20 protein-coding genes are annotated in these 17,923 nt (G+C 74.0%); 9 read left to right on the plus strand and 11 right to left on the minus strand.

Annotated elements, in window-relative coordinates; translation table 11 throughout:
- Window positions 1-182: 182 nt before the first annotated feature.
- The gene (locus tag ACIRPH_RS12250) at window positions 183-1,133 is read right to left on the minus strand and encodes an NADP-dependent oxidoreductase (RefSeq protein ID WP_402912968.1); all 951 of its coding nucleotides are present in this window, start codon (window positions 1,131-1,133) and stop codon (window positions 183-185) included.
- Window positions 1,134-1,216: 83 nt separating this feature from the next.
- Here ACIRPH_RS12250 and ACIRPH_RS12255 point away from each other — a divergent pair, with 83 nt between their 5' ends.
- Together ACIRPH_RS12255 and ACIRPH_RS12260 are read left to right on the plus strand one after the other, a co-directional pair.
- Window positions 1,217-1,606, plus strand: a complete 390-nt coding sequence (locus ACIRPH_RS12255) for a winged helix-turn-helix transcriptional regulator (RefSeq protein ID WP_402912971.1) — start codon at window positions 1,217-1,219, stop codon at window positions 1,604-1,606.
- Window positions 1,607-1,731: 125 nt separating this feature from the next.
- On the plus strand, window positions 1,732-2,535 hold the full coding sequence (locus ACIRPH_RS12260; protein ID WP_402912973.1) for a TSUP family transporter: 804 nt from the start codon (window positions 1,732-1,734) through the stop codon (window positions 2,533-2,535).
- Window positions 2,536-2,637: 102 nt separating this feature from the next.
- Here ACIRPH_RS12260 and ACIRPH_RS12265 read toward each other — a convergent pair whose 3' ends face one another.
- The 4 genes from ACIRPH_RS12265 to ACIRPH_RS12280 form a co-directional block, all read right to left on the minus strand.
- On the minus strand, window positions 2,638-3,009 hold the full coding sequence (locus ACIRPH_RS12265) for a hypothetical protein (RefSeq protein ID WP_402912974.1): 372 nt from the start codon (window positions 3,007-3,009) through the stop codon (window positions 2,638-2,640).
- A gap of 258 nt (window positions 3,010-3,267) precedes the next feature.
- Window positions 3,268-4,149: an ABC transporter permease gene (locus ACIRPH_RS12270; protein WP_402912977.1), complete on the minus strand. Its 882-nt coding sequence runs from the start codon at window positions 4,147-4,149 to the stop codon at window positions 3,268-3,270.
- Window positions 4,142-4,912 carry an ABC transporter ATP-binding protein gene (locus tag ACIRPH_RS12275; RefSeq protein ID WP_267945428.1) on the minus strand — a complete coding sequence of 257 codons (771 nt, stop codon included), beginning with the start codon at window positions 4,910-4,912 and terminating at the stop codon, window positions 4,142-4,144. Before ACIRPH_RS12275 ends, ACIRPH_RS12270 begins: the two co-directional genes overlap by 8 nt.
- Window positions 4,913-4,918: 6 nt before the next feature.
- Window positions 4,919-5,974, minus strand: coding sequence for an ABC transporter substrate-binding protein (locus tag ACIRPH_RS12280; protein WP_402912980.1), 1,056 nt, complete (start codon window positions 5,972-5,974; stop codon window positions 4,919-4,921).
- 380 nt (window positions 5,975-6,354) lie between these two features.
- On the opposite strand from ACIRPH_RS12280, the gene ACIRPH_RS12285 reads away from it, so the two are divergent.
- From ACIRPH_RS12285 to ACIRPH_RS12295, 3 genes are read left to right on the plus strand one after another with little or no spacing between them, the layout of a single operon-like run.
- Window positions 6,355-6,789, plus strand: a complete 435-nt coding sequence (locus tag ACIRPH_RS12285) for a helix-turn-helix transcriptional regulator (protein WP_330158330.1) — start codon at window positions 6,355-6,357, stop codon at window positions 6,787-6,789.
- Between the two features lie 20 nt (window positions 6,790-6,809).
- Entirely contained in the window at window positions 6,810-7,220 is a 411-nt protein-coding gene (locus tag ACIRPH_RS12290; RefSeq protein ID WP_402912984.1) for a VOC family protein, read from the plus strand.
- Between the two features lie 59 nt (window positions 7,221-7,279).
- Window positions 7,280-8,077, plus strand: coding sequence for a VOC family protein (locus tag ACIRPH_RS12295; protein WP_402912987.1), 798 nt, complete (start codon window positions 7,280-7,282; stop codon window positions 8,075-8,077).
- Between the two features lie 135 nt (window positions 8,078-8,212).
- On the opposite strand, the gene ACIRPH_RS12300 is transcribed toward ACIRPH_RS12295, so the two are convergent.
- Entirely contained in the window at window positions 8,213-9,271 is a 1,059-nt protein-coding gene (locus ACIRPH_RS12300; protein WP_402912989.1) for an ABC transporter substrate-binding protein, read from the minus strand.
- 304 nt (window positions 9,272-9,575) lie between these two features.
- Window positions 9,576-10,460, minus strand: a complete 885-nt coding sequence (locus tag ACIRPH_RS12305) for a MetQ/NlpA family ABC transporter substrate-binding protein (protein ID WP_402912991.1) — start codon at window positions 10,458-10,460, stop codon at window positions 9,576-9,578.
- Window positions 10,461-10,698: 238 nt separating this feature from the next.
- Between ACIRPH_RS12305 and ACIRPH_RS12310 the strand changes: the two genes are divergently transcribed.
- Entirely contained in the window at window positions 10,699-11,280 is a 582-nt protein-coding gene (locus ACIRPH_RS12310) for a winged helix-turn-helix domain-containing protein (RefSeq protein WP_402912994.1), read from the plus strand.
- Window positions 11,281-11,494: 214 nt separating this feature from the next.
- Here ACIRPH_RS12310 and ACIRPH_RS12315 read toward each other — a convergent pair whose 3' ends face one another.
- The 4 genes from ACIRPH_RS12315 to ACIRPH_RS12330 all read right to left on the minus strand — a co-directional run bounded on the left by ACIRPH_RS12315 (window position 11,495) and on the right by ACIRPH_RS12330 (window position 14,119).
- Complete coding sequence (locus ACIRPH_RS12315; RefSeq protein ID WP_402912996.1) at window positions 11,495-12,754, minus strand: YeiH family protein; 1,260 nt, start codon at window positions 12,752-12,754, stop codon at window positions 11,495-11,497.
- Window positions 12,754-12,909: a hypothetical protein gene (locus ACIRPH_RS12320; RefSeq protein ID WP_330158336.1), complete on the minus strand. Its 156-nt coding sequence runs from the start codon at window positions 12,907-12,909 to the stop codon at window positions 12,754-12,756. Before ACIRPH_RS12320 ends, ACIRPH_RS12315 begins: the two co-directional genes overlap by 1 nt.
- 272 nt (window positions 12,910-13,181) lie before the next feature.
- Window positions 13,182-13,580 (minus strand): rhodanese-like domain-containing protein, encoded by a 399-nt coding sequence (locus ACIRPH_RS12325; protein WP_402912999.1) that lies wholly within the window; start codon window positions 13,578-13,580, stop codon window positions 13,182-13,184.
- Complete coding sequence (locus ACIRPH_RS12330; RefSeq protein ID WP_402913001.1) at window positions 13,577-14,119, minus strand: cysteine dioxygenase; 543 nt, start codon at window positions 14,117-14,119, stop codon at window positions 13,577-13,579. Before ACIRPH_RS12330 ends, ACIRPH_RS12325 begins: the two co-directional genes overlap by 4 nt.
- A 764-nt stretch (window positions 14,120-14,883) precedes the next feature.
- On the opposite strand from ACIRPH_RS12330, the gene ACIRPH_RS12335 reads away from it, so the two are divergent.
- From ACIRPH_RS12335 to ACIRPH_RS12345, 3 genes are read left to right on the plus strand one after another with little or no spacing between them, the layout of a single operon-like run.
- Window positions 14,884-16,134, plus strand: coding sequence for an SfnB family sulfur acquisition oxidoreductase (locus ACIRPH_RS12335; protein WP_402913004.1), 1,251 nt, complete (start codon window positions 14,884-14,886; stop codon window positions 16,132-16,134).
- Window positions 16,135-16,159: 25 nt separating this feature from the next.
- The gene (locus tag ACIRPH_RS12340; protein ID WP_402913007.1) at window positions 16,160-17,323 is read left to right on the plus strand and encodes an LLM class flavin-dependent oxidoreductase; all 1,164 of its coding nucleotides are present in this window, start codon (window positions 16,160-16,162) and stop codon (window positions 17,321-17,323) included.
- A 24-nt stretch (window positions 17,324-17,347) separates the two neighbouring features.
- On the plus strand, window positions 17,348-17,911 hold the full coding sequence (locus tag ACIRPH_RS12345; protein ID WP_402913009.1) for an NADPH-dependent FMN reductase: 564 nt from the start codon (window positions 17,348-17,350) through the stop codon (window positions 17,909-17,911).
- Window positions 17,912-17,923 lie beyond the last annotated feature (12 nt).

Here is a 17,923-nt window from a genome sequence, read left to right on the forward strand (position 1 = left end):
GCCCGCGGGCGCCGTCAGCGGTTCGCGTGGGACGGGTCCGCCCCGGCGCCGGGGGTGCGCGCCCCGGGCCGCTCGGGGCCTTCCGGCCCCCGGAGCGGGAACCGGCCGCGTCCGGGAGGGGCCGGGGCGAACTGCTCCCCGGCCCCTCTCCGTGTGCCCGCCTCCGGCGCCCCGCGGCCGGGTCAGGTCAGGGTCAGCACGATCTTTCCGGTGGTGCGGCCCGTCTCCCCCAGCTCGTGCGCCTCGGCGGCCTCCTCCAGGGGGAAGGTGGCGGCGACCAGCGGCTTCAACCGCCCCTCCTCCACGAGCGCGGTGACCGCCTCCAGGCCCTTGTGGTCGGGTTCGACCATCAGGGTCACGCCGCGGACCCCGGCGCCCGCCTTCTCCGCGGCCCGGGCGACCCCCTCGGTGTCGAAGGGGTCGGTCAGGCCGATGTACAGCCCGCCGGGGCGCAGGGTGCGCAGCGACCGCTCCAGGTAGTCGCCGCCGATGGCGTCGAGCACCACGTCCACGTCGCCGACGGTCTCGGCGAAGTCCTCGGCCGCGTAGTCGACCACCTCGTTCGCCCCCAGGCCCAGGAGGAGGTCGTGCTTGGCGGCGCTGGCGGTGCCGATCACGTGGGCTCCCCGGGCCCTCGCGATCTGGACGGCCAGGTGGCCCACGCCCCCCGCCGCGGCGTGGACGAGGACGCGCCGGCCGGCTCCGACGTCCGCGGTGTCCACCAGGGCCTGCCAGGCGGTGAGCGCGGCGAGCGGGAGGGCGGCGGCGTGGACGTGGTCGAGTCCCGCGGGCTTGGGGGCGAAGTGCCGCGCGGGGCCGGTGACCTGGTCGGCGTAGGCGCCGGGGGTGTGGGGGAAGTTCGGCATCCCGTAGACCTCGTCGCCGACGGCGAAGCGGGTGACCCCCGGGGAGACGGCGGTGACGACCCCTGAGACGTCCCAGCCCTGGCCGAAGGGGGGCGTGTGCCAGTAGCCGGTGGTCCGCATCTTCCAGTCGGTCGGGTTGACGCCGGCCGCGTGCACCCGCACCCGGACGTGGGTGGGCGCGGGCTCGGGCACGGGGGCCTCGACGATCTCCAGGACCTCGGGGCCGCCGACGGTCTTCTGCCGGACGGTGCGTATGTGCTCTGTCATGCGCCCAGCTTCCCGTCTAAGGTATCCCCTGTATAGAAGGCACTTTCCCCATCTGTAGGTACCTGGTGTATACCACTCCTGACTTGCGAGAACTCGGCGGCGCCGATGTCTACCTGCGGAACTGTGCGTCCCGCAACGTCCTCTCCCTGCTGTCCAACAAGTGGCTGTGCCTGGTGGTGGGGGTGCTCTCCCCCGGGCCCGCGCGCTTCGGCGAGCTGCGCCGCCGGCTGGACGGCATCACCCAGAAGATGCTGACCCAGACCCTGCGCGAGATGGAGCGGGCGGGGCTGGTCGACCGCCGGGTGTACCCGACGACCCCGCCGCGCGTGGAGTACAGCCTGACCGCCCTCGGCGCCGAGGTGGAGGCGCTGATGGGGTCGATCCGCCTGTGGTCGGAGGAGCACATGGACGAGATCGCCTCGGCGCGAGCGGCCTACGACGAGCGCGCGTCCCGGGCGGTGGAACCCCTGTAGCGTCCCGGGGCGGGGCGGGGCGGGGGCCCGGGGCGCCTCGGGGCCAGGACACCGCCAGCACCGCACATCCGCGGAGGAAGCCCCTCAATCCCCCTAAAACCAACTTGTTCAGTAGAGTTAGCCGCATGGAGATCCTCGTCGCCGTCATGGCCGGATTCGCCGTCGCGGCCGTGACGGCCCCCGTGGGAATCTCCGGGGCCGTCCTCCTGCTCCCCGTACAGCTCAGCGCCCTGGGGATGCACGGGCCCGCGGTCAGTGCCACCAACCTGCTCTACAACGTGGTGGCCACGCCGCTGGGCCTGAGCCGCCTGGCGCGGTCGGCGCGCGGCCACGGCGCGGAGATGCTCGTGGCCACGGCCGCCGCCGTGCCCTGCGCGGTGGGGGGCGCCGCCGTGCGCGTCACCTGGCTCTCCGATCCCGTGCTCTTCCGCGGCCTGCTCGCCGTGCTCATGCTCGCCATGGGGGCACGCCTCCTCGCGGTCCGCCGGACACGGGCCTCCGCCCCGCCGGCGGGGGCCGGGGGCGCGCGGGCCCCGCGCGGGGGCCGCGCCCTGCTCGCGCTCGCGGCGGGCGGCGCGGCGCTGTTCGGCGCGGCGGTGGGCATCGGCGGCGGCTCCCTGCTGTCGCCGCTGCTCATCGGCGTGGCCGGGTGGCTGACCTCGCGGGCCGCCGTGGTCGCCCTGACCACCACCCTGGCCACGTCCGCGGTGGGCCTGACCGCCTACGCGGTGTTCGACCGGATCGGCTTCGGCGCGGCCCCGGCGGCCCCCGACTGGGGCGTGGGCCTGGCGCTGGGGCTCGGCGGCGCGCTCGGCTCCCTGGTGGGGATCGGGCTCTCCCGCCGTGTGGGGGAGCAGCCGCTGCGCTTCCTGCTCGGCGCGCTCATCACGGTCACCGGCGTGGTCTACCTGGCCGGCCTGCTGCCCTGAGGCCGCCGGGGGCGGGACCGGGACCTGGCGCGCCGGCCCTTGCGCCCGACGACGCCGGGGCCGGGCCGCGCTGCGCGGCCCGGCCCCGGTACGAGCGGTCCTCTAGTAGACCTGCGCGTGGAACTGCGGGGCGGCGAAGGTGCCGCCGGTGGAGAAGTCCACGCTGCGGCCGCTCGGGATGCGGTAGCCCCCGGTCGACTTCAGGCGCCCGCCGCTGTTCCTGATCTGCACGTAGTAGCCCTCGTTGCCGTTGGTGCTCACGCTGGTGCACTGGCCGGAGTTGACGACGTAGGTGGAGAAGCCGCCGCGGTCCGGGAAGTGCGCGGTGGCGCTGTAGCCGGAGCCGACGTTGCAGAGCCGGAAGGTGCCCGCGGCGGAGGCCGGCGCGGCGGCCGCGAGAGCGAGGCCGAAGGTGAGGAGCAGGCCGGCGAGCACCGACGAGGTCAGGGCCTTGCCTCTGCGGAAGATGGACATGTGCGTCTCCAAGAACCATAGGGGGTACGGGCCGGCCGAGCGGGGACCGGGACGTGCCGGGGGTAGTGGCGCAACGCAGTCAATCACACACCAGCCGTCAAAAACCAGGTTTGTGTGGCTTTTTCGTTGGCTTCTTGTGGCTTTGTTTGGCTTTGCTTGGGATGGCGCCCCGCGGTGCCCCGCACGCCGAAAACGGGGAGGACGCGCGCCCCCGCGCGCGTCCTCCCCGGCCGCTCCCCCGCCCCCGTGGCGGTCGGGTCAGGATCCGGTGATGCCCCAGCGGCGGCGCAGGGCCCGGTCGGCCCAGTTGAAGAAGACGTCGATGACGATGCCGACGACCAGCACGATGATGATGTAGCTGAGCAGCCGCTCGGCGTCGTTGAGCTGGCGGGCCTGGCTGAGCGCCCACCCGATGGAGTTCTGCTGGTTGATGATCACCAGCAGCTCTCCCGCCATCAGGGAGCGCCAGGCGAAGGCCCAGCCCTGCTTGAGGCCGGTGACGAACATCGGCAGGGCCGCCGGGATGATCAGCACCGTGTACCGCTGGACCCCCCGCAGGCCCATCACCTGGCCGGCCCGCAGCAGCGACGGGGACACGTAGTCGATGCCCGACGTCAGCCCGCCCGCGATGGAGGGGGCCGCGCCCAGCACGATCACGAACATGATCGCCGACTCGCTGATGCCGTAGAGCAGCATCGCGAACGGGAACCACACGATGGAGGGCATCGTCTGGAGCCCGGTGATCAGCGAGCCGATCGCCACCCGCAGCGGCTTGAACTGCGAGACCGCGATGCCGATGACCACGCCCACGACCAGGGCCAGGGCGAAGCCGGTCAGGGCCCGCCTCATGGTGACCTGGACGGCCTCCCAGAACTCGGGTGTGGTGATCTCCCGGAAGAGGGTCGGCAGAACCCTGTCCGGCCCGGGGAAGACGAACTCGGTCCGCCACCCGGACCACACGACCGCCTGCCAGGCGAGCAGCACCAGGGCCACCGCGGCGAGCTTGGGCCAGGTGGCGGACCAGATCCTCCCCGCGGTCTCGGCGGCGCTGCGCTCCCCCGTGCCGCGCCGGGGCTGGAGTTCGAGGGCGTCGAGACCGCGGACGCGGCGCTGGTCGTCCCGCACGTCGGTGTCAGGCATGGCGCGAGACCTCCTCGCGGAGTCGGTCGGTGATGGTGGCGGCCTGCTCGGCGATCTGCACCGAGTCGATCCGGCGGGGGCGCTCTCCCTCGACCGGGAAGGCGTCGATCACCCGCCCGGGGCGGCTGGACAGCAGGACGACACGGTCGCCCAGGCGCACCGCCTCGCGCACGTTGTGGGTGACGAAGAGGATGGTCAGCTCCTTCTCGCGCCAGATCCGCTCCAGCTCGTCGTGGAGGATGTCGCGGGTCATGGCGTCCAGCGCGCCGAACGGCTCGTCCATGAGCAGCACGTCCGCGTCCTGGGCCAGCGCGCGGGCCAGGGCGACGCGCTGGCGCATGCCGCCGGACAGCTCGTGGGGGCGCTTGCGGTCGAAGCCGGTGAGCCTCACCAGGTCCAGGAGTTCGGCGACGCGCTTCCTGCGCTCGGCCCGGGGCACCTTGTTGACCTTCATGGGCACCTCGATGTTGGCGCCCACGGTCAGCCACGGGAACAGCGCGGCCTCCTGGAACATCATCGCGACCTTGTGGCCGCCCGCGTCCACGCTGCCCGTGGTGGGCTGTTCGAGTCCGGCGACCAGGGAGAGCAGGGTGCTCTTCCCGCAGCCGGACGCGCCCACGATGGCGAGGAACTCCCCGGTGCCGACGGTGACGGACATCCCGTCGATCGCGGTCACGGCGCCCTTGCCGTGTCCGAAGACCTTGGAGATGTCCTGGATCTCCACGGCGGCGGTGCGCGCGGGCGTCTCGGTGACGGTGGTCATGGGCCTCTACCCTTCCAACCCGGCGACCAGCTCGCGGCCGTCCTCGGCGAGGAGTCCGTTGAGCAGGTCGAGGGCGTAGATTCCGTTCAGGTCGACGGGTTCGAGCAGGCCGACGGCCTCGGCCCTGTCGGCGCCGGCGAGCAGCGAGGGGGCGACGGGGTCGACGGTGAAGGCCACGTTGTCGAAGGCCGCCGCGGTGATGCCGGGGTCGAGCCGCGCGCCGGTGAGGGACTCCAGATGGTCCCCGGCGGCCGCCCGCGCCCGTTCGGGCTCCTCGTCGAGCAGGTCGACGGAGGCGATGTGGCCGCGCAGCAGGTCCTCGACCACCTCGGGGTTGCGGTCGAGGAACTCGGCGCCGACCGCGAGGTGGGTGGTGACGAACCGGCCGCCGGTCTGCGGCCACAGGTCGGCCTCGTCGATGAGCAGGTGCGCGTCGTCCTCGGCGAGCACCCGGCTCAGGTGGGGTTCGGGCAGCCAGGCGCCGTCGATCTCGCCGAGGGCGAAGGCGTCCACGGTCTCGGCGTTGGCCTGGGGGACGATCGACAGGTCTCCGCCCCCGGCGGTGTCGACGTCCCAGCCCTGCTCCTCGGCGAGCCAGCGCAGAGCCACGTCCTGGGTGCCGCCCAGCTGCGGGGTGGCCAGGGTGGTGCCGCGCAGGTCGTCCAGTGAGTCGATGCCCTCGCGCACGACGAGCCCGGTCCCCCTGGTGGCGGCCCCGGCGACGACGTGCAGCGCCTGCCCCTCGGACTGCGCCCAACCGTTGACGGCGGGACTGGGGCCGAGGTAGGCGGCGTCGACCTCGCCGGAGAACAGGGCGTTGACGGCGTCGGGGCCGCTGTTGAAGACGCGGGTGTCGAAGGCGACGTCCTCGCCGAGGGCGCCGGGGATGATCCCCTCCTGGACGCCGACGAGGGCGGGGGCGTGGGTGATGTTCGGGAAGTAGCCGAGGGTCAGCGAGGATCCGTCGGCCTCCTCGGCGCCGGCCGCCCCGCACCCGGTGGCGGCCAGGCCGAGGGCCAGGGCCGCCAGGGCGGTTCTCAGCGGGAGGGAGGGCACACGCATGGAGTGGTCCTTTTCGTGCTGCGTCGGAGGACGAGAAAAACTCTACTTAATAAGTAGGTTTTGTGGAAGCAGGCGAATCGTCCCCCGCTTCCCGAATGACCAGCCCAAACACCCGGGATCACGATCCCGAGCCATCCCACCCACCGAGAAGCCCCAGGTCAGAACGGCGCGTCGGTCACGATGCCCGGCATCGACCGCCCACCGCTCCCCTGAGCCCCGCCCGCACGGCCGACACCACTCCGCATAATGTGATCCAGATCACCGACCCTTGCCCGGGTGTGTCGGGACCGGAGAGGGCGGGCGCGGCCCCGCCGTCCCGGCGCCGGCCGGTCGCGGGCCGAACCCGCCCGAACGTCGGCGCGGCGTGGAACGATGGAGGCATGGAACCTGGAGGCGCGCAGGCGCAGCGCCTGCGCGACATCGCCGCGATGCGCCGCGTCCGCGACCGGATCGACCGCGAGTTCGCCGAGCCGCTCAACGTCGAGGCGCTGGCGCGCGGGGCGTACATGTCGGCCGGACACCTGAGCCGGGAGTTCCGCCGCGTCTACGGCGAATCCCCGTACTCGTACCTGATGACCCGGCGGATCGAGCGGGCGATGACGCTGCTGCGGCGCGGGGACCTCAGCGTCACCGAGGTCTGCTTCGCGGTGGGCTTCTCCTCCCTGGGCACGTTCAGCACGAGGTTCACCGAACTGGTGGGCGTGCCGCCGAGCGTCTACCGGCGCGACCGCTCCCGGGACGGCGCGGGGATCCCGCCCTGCCTGGCCAAGCGCGTCAACAGGCCGGTCAGGAATCGAGAAGCCCGCCCCCGGTAGTCCTGCGTAGCGTGGCGCCCATGAACGTCACCATCCACCAGGCCTTCCTGCCGCAGACCGACCCCGAGGCCGCGCTGGGCTTCTACCGCGACGCCCTGGGCTTCGAGGTCCGCGACGACGTGGGTTACGAGGACATGCGCTGGATCACCGTCGGACCGCCCGGGCAGCCCGGCACCTCCCTCGTGCTGCACCCGCCCGCCCCCGACCCGGGCGTCTCCGAGGACGAGCGCCGCACCGTCCTGGAACTCATCGCCAAGGGCGTCTACGCCTCCGTCACGCTCGCCACGGACGACCTCGAAGGGTTCTTCGCCCGCGTCCGGGCCTCGGGCGCCGACGTCGTCCAGGAACCCGCCGACCAGGACTACGGGGTCCGCGACTGCGCCTTCCGCGATCCCGCGGGCAACCTCGTCCGCGTCCACCAGCTCCCCTGAGCCGGACGGGCCGCGCCCGCGCATTCGACAGACCCCCGACAGCACGAGGAAAGCACCCGATGACCCTCTCAACCGACATCATCACTGTGGGCGTACCGGACGTGTCGGCCGCACACGCCTTCTACGCGTCCGCGTTCTCGGCCGCGGCCGACGACGGACGCAACGCCGAACTTGACCTCCACGGCACCGGCCGGCTCGCGTTCCGGCGGATCGACGAGCTCGCTGCGGCCTGCGGGGCTGACCCCGCGACCTCAGGCTTCCGGGGCTACGTCCTCTCCTCGATCGTCCAGCGGCCCGCCGAGGTCAGGGCTCTGCTCGACGCCGCCACCGCCGGAGGCGCGACGGTCGTCAAACCGGCAAGGAAGGAGTTCTTCGGCGAGTTCGCCGCCGTCCACCGGGCGCCGGACGGGGCCGTCTGGAAGCTGGCTGCCGCCTCGAAGAAGGACAAGGGCCCCGTTCCCGCCGTACCTCGGCCGACCGAGACCGCCGTCTTCCTCGGCGTCGCAGGGCCGAAGGCGTCCAAGGTGTTCTACGAGGCGCTGGGCATGGTCGCCGACCACGACTACGGCGACAAGTTCGTCGACTTCGCCGTCTCCGCGGGCGCGTGCCGCCTGGGGCTGCTGCCGCGCCGGGCGCTCGCCGGGGACGCGGGGGTCGACGGGCAGGGCGAGGGCTTCTCCGCGCTCGCCCTCACGCACACCGCCGGCTCCCGCGAGGAGGTCGACGCCCTTCTCGCCGCAGCGGACTCCGCGGGCGGGCGGGTCACCGCCCCGGCGGCCCCGACCGGCGGGGGCGGCTACGCCGGGCGCTTCACCGATCCCGACGGTCACCACTGGAGGGTCGCCACAAGCGCGTGACCGCGACCGCGCGGCCCGGGCCGCGCGGTGTCCGCCGACAGGATCCCGGCCCGGGGAACTCGGGGGCGGGCCCCTGCCCCGCCGCCCCCGGCCGGTGAACCCGGTCCGGGGGCGGCAGCGGTCCCCCGCCGTCCGTCAGCCGAGCCCGGCGACCTCGTCGCGGCCCGCCTCGGCGAGGAGGCCGTTGAGCGGGTCCAGGGCGTAGATGCCGTCCAGCTCCACCGGGTCGAGGAGGCCGACAGCCTCGGCGTGCTCGGCGCCGCCCTGGAGGGAGGGGGCGATCGGGTCGACCGTGAAGGTCACGTTCTCGAACGCGGAGGCGACGACCTCGGGGGAGAGCCCGCCGCCGGTGAGGGCCTCCAGGTGGGCGATGGCCGCCGTCTGGGCGTCCTCGGGGTTCTCGTTGATCCAGTCGACGGTCTCGATGTGGCCGCGCAGCAGGTCCTCGACCGCCTCCGGGTCGGACTCCAGGAACTCGGCGCTGACGATCAGGTGCGTGGTGACGAACTCGCCGCCGGTCTCCGGCCACAGGTCGGCCTCGTCCACGAGGAGCTCTCCGTCCGCCTCCTCGACCAGGCGGCTGAGGTGCGGCTCGGGCACCCACGCGCCGTCGATCTCGCCGAGGACGAAGCTGTCGATGATCTCGGCGTTGTCCTGGGGCAGGACGGACAGCTCGCCGCCGCCCTCGGTGTCGACCTCCCAGCCCTGCTCCTGGGCGAACCAGCGCAGCGCCACGTCCTGGGTGTTGCCCAGCTGCGGCGTGGAGAGGGTGGTGCCGGGCAGGTCCTCGACACCGTCGATGCCGGGCCGGACCACGAGTCCGGCGCCCCGGGAGGTGGACCCGGCGATGATCTGCAGCGCGGTGCCGTCCGACTGCGCCCATCCGTTGATGGCGGGGTTGGGGCCGATGAAGGTCGCGTCGACCTCCCCCGCGAACAGGGCGTTGATGGCGTCGGGGCCCGCGTTGAAGGTCTGGGTCTCCAGCGCGGTGTCGCCGAGGGCCTCGGCGAGGGTCCCGTTCTCCACGCCGACCAGGGCCGGGACGTGGGTGATGTTGGGGAAGTAGCCCAGGGTGAGGGTGCCGGACCCCCCGTCCCCGCCGCCCCCTTCCCCCTCGCTCCCGCACCCGGTGGCGACCAGTCCCAGTGCCAGTACTGCGGCGGCGGTCGGAAGCACAGACGTGCGCATGCTCATCTCGGGTCCTCATTCGGGGGTTCGGGGAGGGTCGGGCCGGTCGTGTAAAACTCTACTAAATGAGTAGGTTTTGTGGAACTTGCCCCATGGTGATGCAGGTCACAAATTCGCCCTCCCGACGGCGGGAAACCCCTGGTCACGCTGCGTCCGACACAGCCCCCGGAGCGTGACCGGCGACCCGCGGGCGCAGCCGCGGAGGACCCCGCACCCGGCCCCGGACACGGCGAAGGGCGGTGGAGCCGGGAGGCTCCACCGCCCTCGGGGGAACGGGGGGTGCGCGGCGGCCGGCCGGGCCGCCGGACGGCTACTCCTCGTCGGCCGCCCCACCGGTCTCGACGACGTTGCCGTCGCCGTCGACCGCCAGGACGACGCCCTGCCACGACTCCTGGACGAACTCCAGGACGCGCTCGTCGTGCAGCAGCTCCGCGAGCAGCTGGACGCGCTCGTCGTCGGCGTTCTCCTCCAGGGCGACCAGGCCGTTGGCGTAGGCCTCGACGTAGTCCTCACCCTCCGGCTCCCAGGCCAGGACGTTGGACTCCTCGGGCAGGTTCGCCTCGATGGCGTAGTTGCCGTTGACGATCGCCGCGTCCACGTCGGAGATCGAGCGCGGCAGCTGGGCGGCCTCCAGCGGGGTGACGGTGATGTCCCGGGGGTTGTCCGTGATGTCGTTCTCGGTGGCGGACTCGCCCGCCTCCGGGTCGACGGTGATCAGGCCCTCGGCCTCCAGGACGCCGAGCGCGCGGGCGAGGTTGGCGGGGTCGTTGGGCACCGCGACCTCGGCGCCGTCCGGCAGGTCCTCGACGCTCTCGACGCTCTCGGAGTAGAGGCCGAGGCGCTCGATGTGGACGTCGGTGATGTAGGTGAGCTCGGCGTCGGGGCCGTTCTCGACCCACTCGCCGAGGAACGAGCGGTGCTGGAAGTAGTTGGCGTCCAGCTCCCCCTCGACCAGGGCCGCGTTAGGGGTGTTGTAGTCGGAGATCTCCACGATGTCCAGGTCCAGCCCGGCCTCCTCGGCGAGGTTCTCGTCGATGAAGGCGAGGATGTCGCCGTGCGGCACGGGGCTGACCCCCACGGTCAGGACGTCCCCGCCGCCGTTCTCGGCCTCGGCCGCCTGCTCGCTGGGGGCGCCGCAGGCGGAGAGCGCCAGGGTGACGGCGGCGGCGCCGATGACGGCTGAGGTCGTGCGCATGTGCACTCCTTGAGGGATCGTGGGGTGGAGGATCGCGGGGGTCCCGGCGTCGGCGCGAACACCGTCGGTCCGGGCGGGCAGTGCCCCCGTGGGGCATTACCGACCCAATCAGACACTATCCCACCGGATTGGTAGGAATAATCCGTTTCGTCCCGCTCGTCGCGTGGCGTGAACCACACGGACCATATTACCGACTAATCCGGTAGAAATTAACGGAAATACGGCGCATGATGGTGGCATGCTCAGCGCACACAGCTCACTCCCCAGCGTCGACACCCGTGCCGTGCCCCTGCGGAGCGCGGCCCCGCTGCGCGGCGAACCGTCCCTGACCGCTCTGCCCCGGCCGGCGGCGGGGCCGGACGACGCCGTCGGCCCCGTCCTGACCTCCCCAACGGGCCCCGGCTCCGACCACTCGCTCCTCGGCGTGCTGCCCCTGCCCGAGAGCGGCAAGTACATGCTGGTCTACGGGGTGGTGGTGGACGAGCCCCACGCCCGCGCCAGGCCGCTCCCCGCCCCGGGTTCCGCACTGCTCATCGACCGCGACGCCCGCCGGGTCTGGTCCGGCGGGCGGGAGATCGAGCTCACCTACCAGGAGTACGAACTCCTGGAGTGCCTCGCCGGCTCCCCCGGCCGCGCGATCGCCCGCGGCGAGCTGATGGAGCGCGTGTGGGGCACCCGCAAGGACCTGCACTCGCGCACCATCGACGTGCACATCCACCGGCTCCGCCGCAAGCTCGGCCGGGCCGGGGACCTCATCGCGACCGTGCGCAAGGTCGGCTACATCTACCACGGCCCCCCGTCGCCGCCCCCCGGCGAATGACCGGCGGGGCCGCCGCCGGCCCCGCCGGGCGCCCCTTCCGGAAGGGCGGCGGTCCCGTCCGGGAACCACGCGGCCCCGGACCGCCCCGGGAACGCCTCCCGGGACCCGCCGCCCCGGCCGGAGCGCCCCCCGGACGCGGCGGGGCGCGGCGCCCCCGCCGGGAGGCGCCGCGCCCCTCTCCTCCTCGGGCCGGGGCGGCCCCGGCCGGACGCCCCTAGAAGGCGAAGCCGCGGAAGAGCAGCACGGCGAGCAGCAGGCCGACCGCCAGGTTGAACACCGTGGCGAGGCCGAACACGCCGATCGGCCGCCAGCCCGCCTCGCGCAGCGAGCCGAGCTTGAACTCCAGGCCGATACTGGTGAACGCCGCGATCAGGAACCAGTCGCGCAGGGCCCTGGCCGTGTCCAGGCCCGCCTGCGGGTCGGCCGCCGGGCCGTTGGACCACAGGGTCGCGACGACCGAGGCGGCCAGGAACCCCAGCACGAACTTGGGGAACCGGTCCCACAGGGTGCGCAGGCCGGGGCGCTCCACCGCGCCGCCGCCCTCGGCGGGTGCGACCCTGAAGGCGAAGTAGGCGGTCAGCAGCACCGCCACGACGCCCATCAGGACGTTCTGCGTGGCCTTGACGATGGAGGCGATCTGGAGGGCCTCCTCGCCGACGATCGCCCCCGAGGCCGCGACCGCCGCCGTGGTGTCGATGTTGCCGCCGATCCACGCGCCGGCCTGGGCGGTGCTCAGTCCGAGCACGCCGACCAGCCACGGCAGCAGGAAGATCGAGGGGACGGCGAACAGGATGACCAGGCTCGCGGTGTAGGCGAGCTGTTCCCTGCGCGCCTGTACCGCCCCGGCGGCGGCGATGGCGGCGCTGACCCCGCAGATGGACACCGACGAGGCGAGCAGCGCCCGCAGACGGTCGTCCAGGCCGAGCTTGCCGCCCACCCACCAGGTGAACAGGAACACCGACGTGACCAGGAACAGGGCCTGGAGGACGGCGGGTCCGGCGGCCTGGGCGATGACGTCGAACAGGACCGTGGAGCCGAGCAGGACCAGACCGGTCTTGATGAGGAACTCGGTCCTGAACGCCGGGGCCAGCCGGTCGCGCACCCCGAGGAGGGACAGCGCCAGGTTGCCCAGCAGGCCGAGCAGGATCGCGTAGACGGGGTACTCGACGGCCTCGGCGAAGCCGCCCCAGGGGGTCCCCTCCGCGGCGGCGGGGACCCAGGACTCCAGGAAGCGGGTGGCCGCGGCCAGGGCGAGGACCACGAGGACGCCGAGGGCGGACCAGAGCGGTGCGCCGGGTCCGCGCGGGGCGTCCGCCTCCTCCCGGAGGCCGTCCCCGCCGTCGCCGGCCGCGCCGCCCTCGGGGGCGACGGCGGTGCCGTCGGGGCCGGCCGCCGTGCCGCCCGCGGTCCCGGTCGCGCCGGGGCCGTCGGCCCGGGAGGCGTCTTCCCCGGTTCCGGGGGTGTGCGCGGCCATCAGGGGACCAGTCCCGCCGGGATGACCCCGAGCAGGGCCAGTCCGAGCAGCACGAGTCCGGTGACGGTGGCAGCCCAGTCCTCGCCGATCCGCCACCGGGGCCGTGGGGGAGGCGGTTCGGGCGTGGACGCGGGCGTGGTGGGTGTCTCGCTCATGGTTCTCCTCGATCTCCGGGCGCGGGGGCGCCCTCGGGGGACGGGACGGGATACGAACGGAACGGCGACTAAATACACTAAACCTACTCATTTAGTGTATTTAATGGCCGCGCGGGGCGCCGGACCCGGTTCCGGCGCCCGGCAGGGGCACGGAACCGGGCCCGACGGCCCGGCGGTGACGATACGGGGAGCACGACCCCGGCGTCCGGCACACGGCGACGGGACCGGCCCCGGCACAGGGCCGGAACCCGACCCCGGAGCGCGGCCCCGGGTCAGGGCTCGGCGCGGAGCACGGGCTCGGTGGTGGGCAGTCCTCGGGCGCGCCAGGCGCGGAAGCCGCCGGCCATGTCGGTGGCCCTCGACAGCCCCAGCTCCTGGAGCTGGACGGCGGCCAGGCTGGAGGCGTACCCCTCGTTGCAGAACAGCACGACGAGCCGGTCGGCGGAGTCGGCCTCGGGCACCCGGTCGGGACTGCTGGGGTCCAGCCGCCACTCCAGGACGTTGCGGTCGATCACCAGCGCCCCCGGGATCTCCCCCTCGGCCTCGCGGTTGACCGCGGGGCGGGTGTCGACCAGCAGCGCGCCCTCCTCCTGCGCGCGCAGCGCCTCGACCGGCGAGAGCCGTTCGAGTCGGGCGCGCTTGCCGTCGAGGAGCCGTTCGATCGCGCTCACCGCCGCTCCCCCGCCCCTGCGGTGGGCACGGCGTCCAGCGTGGGGACGTCGGGCTCGGGGTCGCTGGTCAGGATGCTGCCGGTGCGGCGCAGCGCGGCGTCGCCGCTGACCTCGTAGTAGTGCATGGCGGTCAGCGGCGGCGAGTAGGCGTGCACGCTGACGGCGGGCGCGGCGGCGGCGTTGACGACGTCGTGCACGTGACCGAGGGGGAACCGCGCGCCCCCGCCGTCGGCGAGGGTGCGTTCGCGCAGGCCGGCGTCCCAGTAGCGCTCGACCAGCTCCCCGGCGACGACCGTGAGCGCGCCCAGCGAGCCGGCGTGGTCGTGGAGCCGGGTGGACTGGTCCGGGGTCCAGGAGATGAGCCAGACGTCGGTGTAGTCGTCGGCGCGCAGGCGGACGGACCAGCGGTTCTCGGCGTCGAAGCGGATCTCGTGGAGCCCCTGTCGAACCTCGTCGGCGACCGCGGCGGTCAGCTCGGACAGGCGGTCCAGGGTGAGCGGTGTCGGCGCGGCGGCGGGCGCGGCGGCTGTGTCGGTCATGGCTTCTTGCTCTCGGAGTCGTGGGCGGTCGGAGTCTGCGCTGGTCCGGTGGCCGCTAACAGTGCTCGTCGAAGGCGAGAACCCTCTGCCGCGGCCTCGGGTGTGACGGTGTTCTGACTGCCATGACCGCAGTAAACCACATTCCCTACAGGTTTAGTTGGTAGAAGCCTTCCGACACACGCGCCACTCCCGCCCCGGACGCACCGCACCCTCCAGCACACCCGGCCCCACCTGCACGCCCTCCCCCGGCCTCCGCCCGCCGCTCCACCCCGGCGGAGATTCCCTACTTTTTCGGTTGACAAAATGGGGTTAGAGGATCAGGCTGGTGGACGTGGCCGACGGAATCGCGGAGCCGTCGGCCAGGACCCGCCGACCACCCGCGCCGTCCGGGCCACCCCGCCGGACGGACGAACGCGAGGCCGGTCCCGGTGTTCCGGGCCGAGGGGGCTGCCATGCGCGGAGCCGCCCGACCCTCGGCCCGGAACGCCCTCCACGCCGCACCCCGCGCGACCGGACGGGAGGCCGGCCCGATGTCCGCACCCGAACAGGCCCGCCCCGCACACCGGGCGTCCCCGGCGGGACGGGGCTCCCGGGCCCCGCGCGGGACAGCCCCCCGATCGGCCCCGCACGGAACCCCCGGTCGAACGCCACGCCGAGGACACGGAACCGGCGCCCTTCGCGCGCCGACCTGTGCTTTGATTCCCCATAATTCCGGTAGGTATTTACTGGCACAGGTCGGCGTGCGTCCCAGCAGGAGGTTCCCCATGTCCGAGACCGTCACCGGTCCCGTCCCCGGCACGACAGGCGGCCAGGCCCGGGTCATCGCCTCGGACGCGGAGGCCGTCGAGACCGCCCGCGCCCTGGCCCCCCGGTTCGCGGAGGGCGCCTCCGAGCGCGACCGCGAGCGCCTTCTGCCCCGGGAGCAGGTCCGCGAGCTGGGCCGGTCGGGCCTGCTCGGGATCACCGTGCCGCGCGCCCACGGCGGGGCCGGGGTCCGGGCCGGGACCGTCGCCGAGGTCCTGCGCCTGCTCGGCGCCGCCGACCTCAGCCTGGCGCAGATCCCGCAGCCGCACTTCGCGTTCCTCAACGCGCTGCGCCTGCGCGGAAGCGGGACCGCGCAGGCCCGGGTGTTCGGCGACGTCCTCGCCGGCTCGCTGGTCTCCAACGCCCAGGCCGAGCGGTCCGGGAGGACCGCGCACACCCACGCCACCCGCCTGGAGCGCGGCGGCGACGGCTGGCGGGTCGACGGCAGCAAGTACTACGCCACGGGTTCGCTGCTCGCCGACTGGATCGCCGTGGTCGCCCCCGCGGCCACGCCGGACGGGCCGCGCCCGCACATCGCCTTCGTCCCGGCCGGCGCCCCGGGCGTGCGCGTCGAGGACGACTGGGACGGCATGGGCCAGCGCACCACCGCCAGCGGCACGGTGCGCCTGGCCGACGTGGCCGTGCCCGACGACCTGGTCCTGCCCCAGTACCTGACCTTCGAGGGACCCACCACCTACGGCGCGTTCGCGCAGCTGCTGCACGCCGCCGTCGACGTCGGCGCGGCGCGCGGCGCCCTGGCCGGGGCCGCCGCGTTCGTGCGCTCCAAGAGCCGCCCCTGGTTCGAGAGCGGTGTCGACACCGCGCCCGAGGACCCGCTGCTCGTCCACCGGTTCGGCGAGCTGGAGATCCAGGTGCGCGCCGCGGAGGCCCTGCTGGCCACCGCCGCCGACCGGGTGGACGCCGCCGACGCCGTCCTGGCCGGGGGCTCCCCCGGCGCGGAGGACGCCGCCGCCGAGGCCTCCGTCGCCGTGGCCGCGGCCAAGGTCGCCGGCGGCCGCGCCGCCGTGGAGGTCTCCTCCGCCCTGTTCGAGGTGGCGGGCACGCGGGCCGCGGCCGACGCCGAGAACCTGCACCGCCACTGGCGCGACGCCCGCACCCACACCGTCCACGACCCGGTGCGCTGGAAGGTCCAGCACGTCGGGGAGTACTCCCTCAACCGCCGCCGCCCACCGCGGCACGGTCAGATCTGATCCCGCAACGGAGGAGCGTCCCTCAATGCCCCTGACCTTCCACTGGTTCCTGCCCACGCAGGGGGACAGCCGCGGCATCGTCGGCGGCGGCCACGGCGCCGACGTCGTGGCCTCGGCCTGGCGGACCCGCGAACCGACCCTCGACTACCTCGCCCAGATCGCCGGAGCCGCCGAACAGCTGGGGTTCGAGGGCGTCCTCACCCCCACCGGCGCCTGGTGCGAGGACGCCTGGCTGAGCACGGCGATGCTGGTCGGGAGCACGAGTCGGTTGAAGTTCCTGGTGGCGTTCCGCCCCGGGCTCCTCTCGCCCACCCTGGCGGCGCAGATGGCCTCGACCTACCAGCGGCTCAGCGGCGGGCGCCTGCTGCTCAACGTGGTGACCGGCGGCGAGTCCGCCGAGCAGAGGCAGCACGGCGACTTCCTCGACAAGGACGCCCGGTACGCGCGCACCGACGAGTTCCTCCAGGTGGTCGAACGGCTCTGGCGCGGGGAGACCGTCGACTTCCGGGGCAAGCACGTCACGGTGGAGGGGGCCCGGCTCGCGAAGGCGCCGGACCCCCTCCCCCCGGTCTACTTCGGCGGCTCCTCCCCCGCCGCGCTCGACGTGGCCTCCCGCCGCGTGCGGACGTACCTGACGTGGGGCGAGCCGCCCGGCGCGGTCGCCGACAAGATCGACCGGGTCAGCGCCCTGGCGGCCAAGCGCGGCCGCACGCTCGACTACGGCGTGCGGCTGCACGTGATCAGCCGGGACACCGCGGAGGAGGCGTGGGCGCAGGCCCGGCGCCTGCTGGACGGGCTGGCCCCCGACACCGTGGGCCAGGTGCAGCACCACCTGGCCAGGAGCGAGTCCGAGGGCCAGCGCCGGATGCTCGAACTGCACGGCGGCAGCGCCTCCGACCTGGAGATCCACCCCAACCTGTGGGCGGGCGTGGGCCTGGCCAGGGGCGGGGCCGGCACCGCCATGGTGGGCAGCCACACCCAGGTGGCCGACCTGATCGAGGAGTACCACCGGGCGGGCGCCACCGAGTTCGTCCTGTCCGGGTACCCCCACCTGGAGGAGGCCTACTGGTTCGGCGAGGGGGTACTTCCGTTGCTGCGGGAGCGCGGGCTGTGGGAGCACCCGGAAGGAGGGGACGAGCCCGCCGCCTCCCACGTCCCCTTCGCCGCGGCCGCCCCGGCCACGTCCTGACCGCCCCCCGCCCTGGAGACCGCCATGACCACCACCACCGTCCTCGTCGGCGATCCCCGGCCGCACTCCCGTACCGCCACCGCAGGCCTGGCCGTGGCCCGCCACGCCGCGGCCGCCGCCGGGCTGCGGGACGCGCCCGGGCCGGACGACCTGCTCGACCTGTCACGGATCCGCCGGATGCTGCTCGCCCCCGGTCCCCCGCCGGAGGTGGGGTCGGCCCTGGGAAGGGTGCGCGCCACCGACCTGCTGATCGTGGCCAGCCCCACCCGCAGGGCGACCTACACCGGTCTGCTGAAGGTGTTCCTGGACCTGCTGCCGTCCGGGGGGCTGACGGGGGTGACGGCCGTCCCCGTGCTGGTGACGGCGTCCGCGGCCCACACCCTGGCCGTGGACGTGCACCTGCGTCCGCTGCTGCTCGCACTGGGCGCGACCGTGCCCGTGTCCGGGCCGGCCCTGCTCCGGGACGCGGTCCCCGCCGACGGCGGGGCCGGCGGCGCCCCGCGCCTGGACGGGGTGCTCGCGCCGTGGGCCGAGCGCGCGGCCCCGGCCCTGCGCGCGGCGGTGCGCACCGGATCGGCCGCCGTCTGAGTCCCCCCTCTC

Origin of the sequence: Nocardiopsis sp. NPDC101807 (assembly GCF_044766605.1) — a bacterium.
Taxonomy (GTDB): Bacteria; Actinomycetota; Actinomycetes; order Streptosporangiales; family Streptosporangiaceae; genus Nocardiopsis; species Nocardiopsis tropica.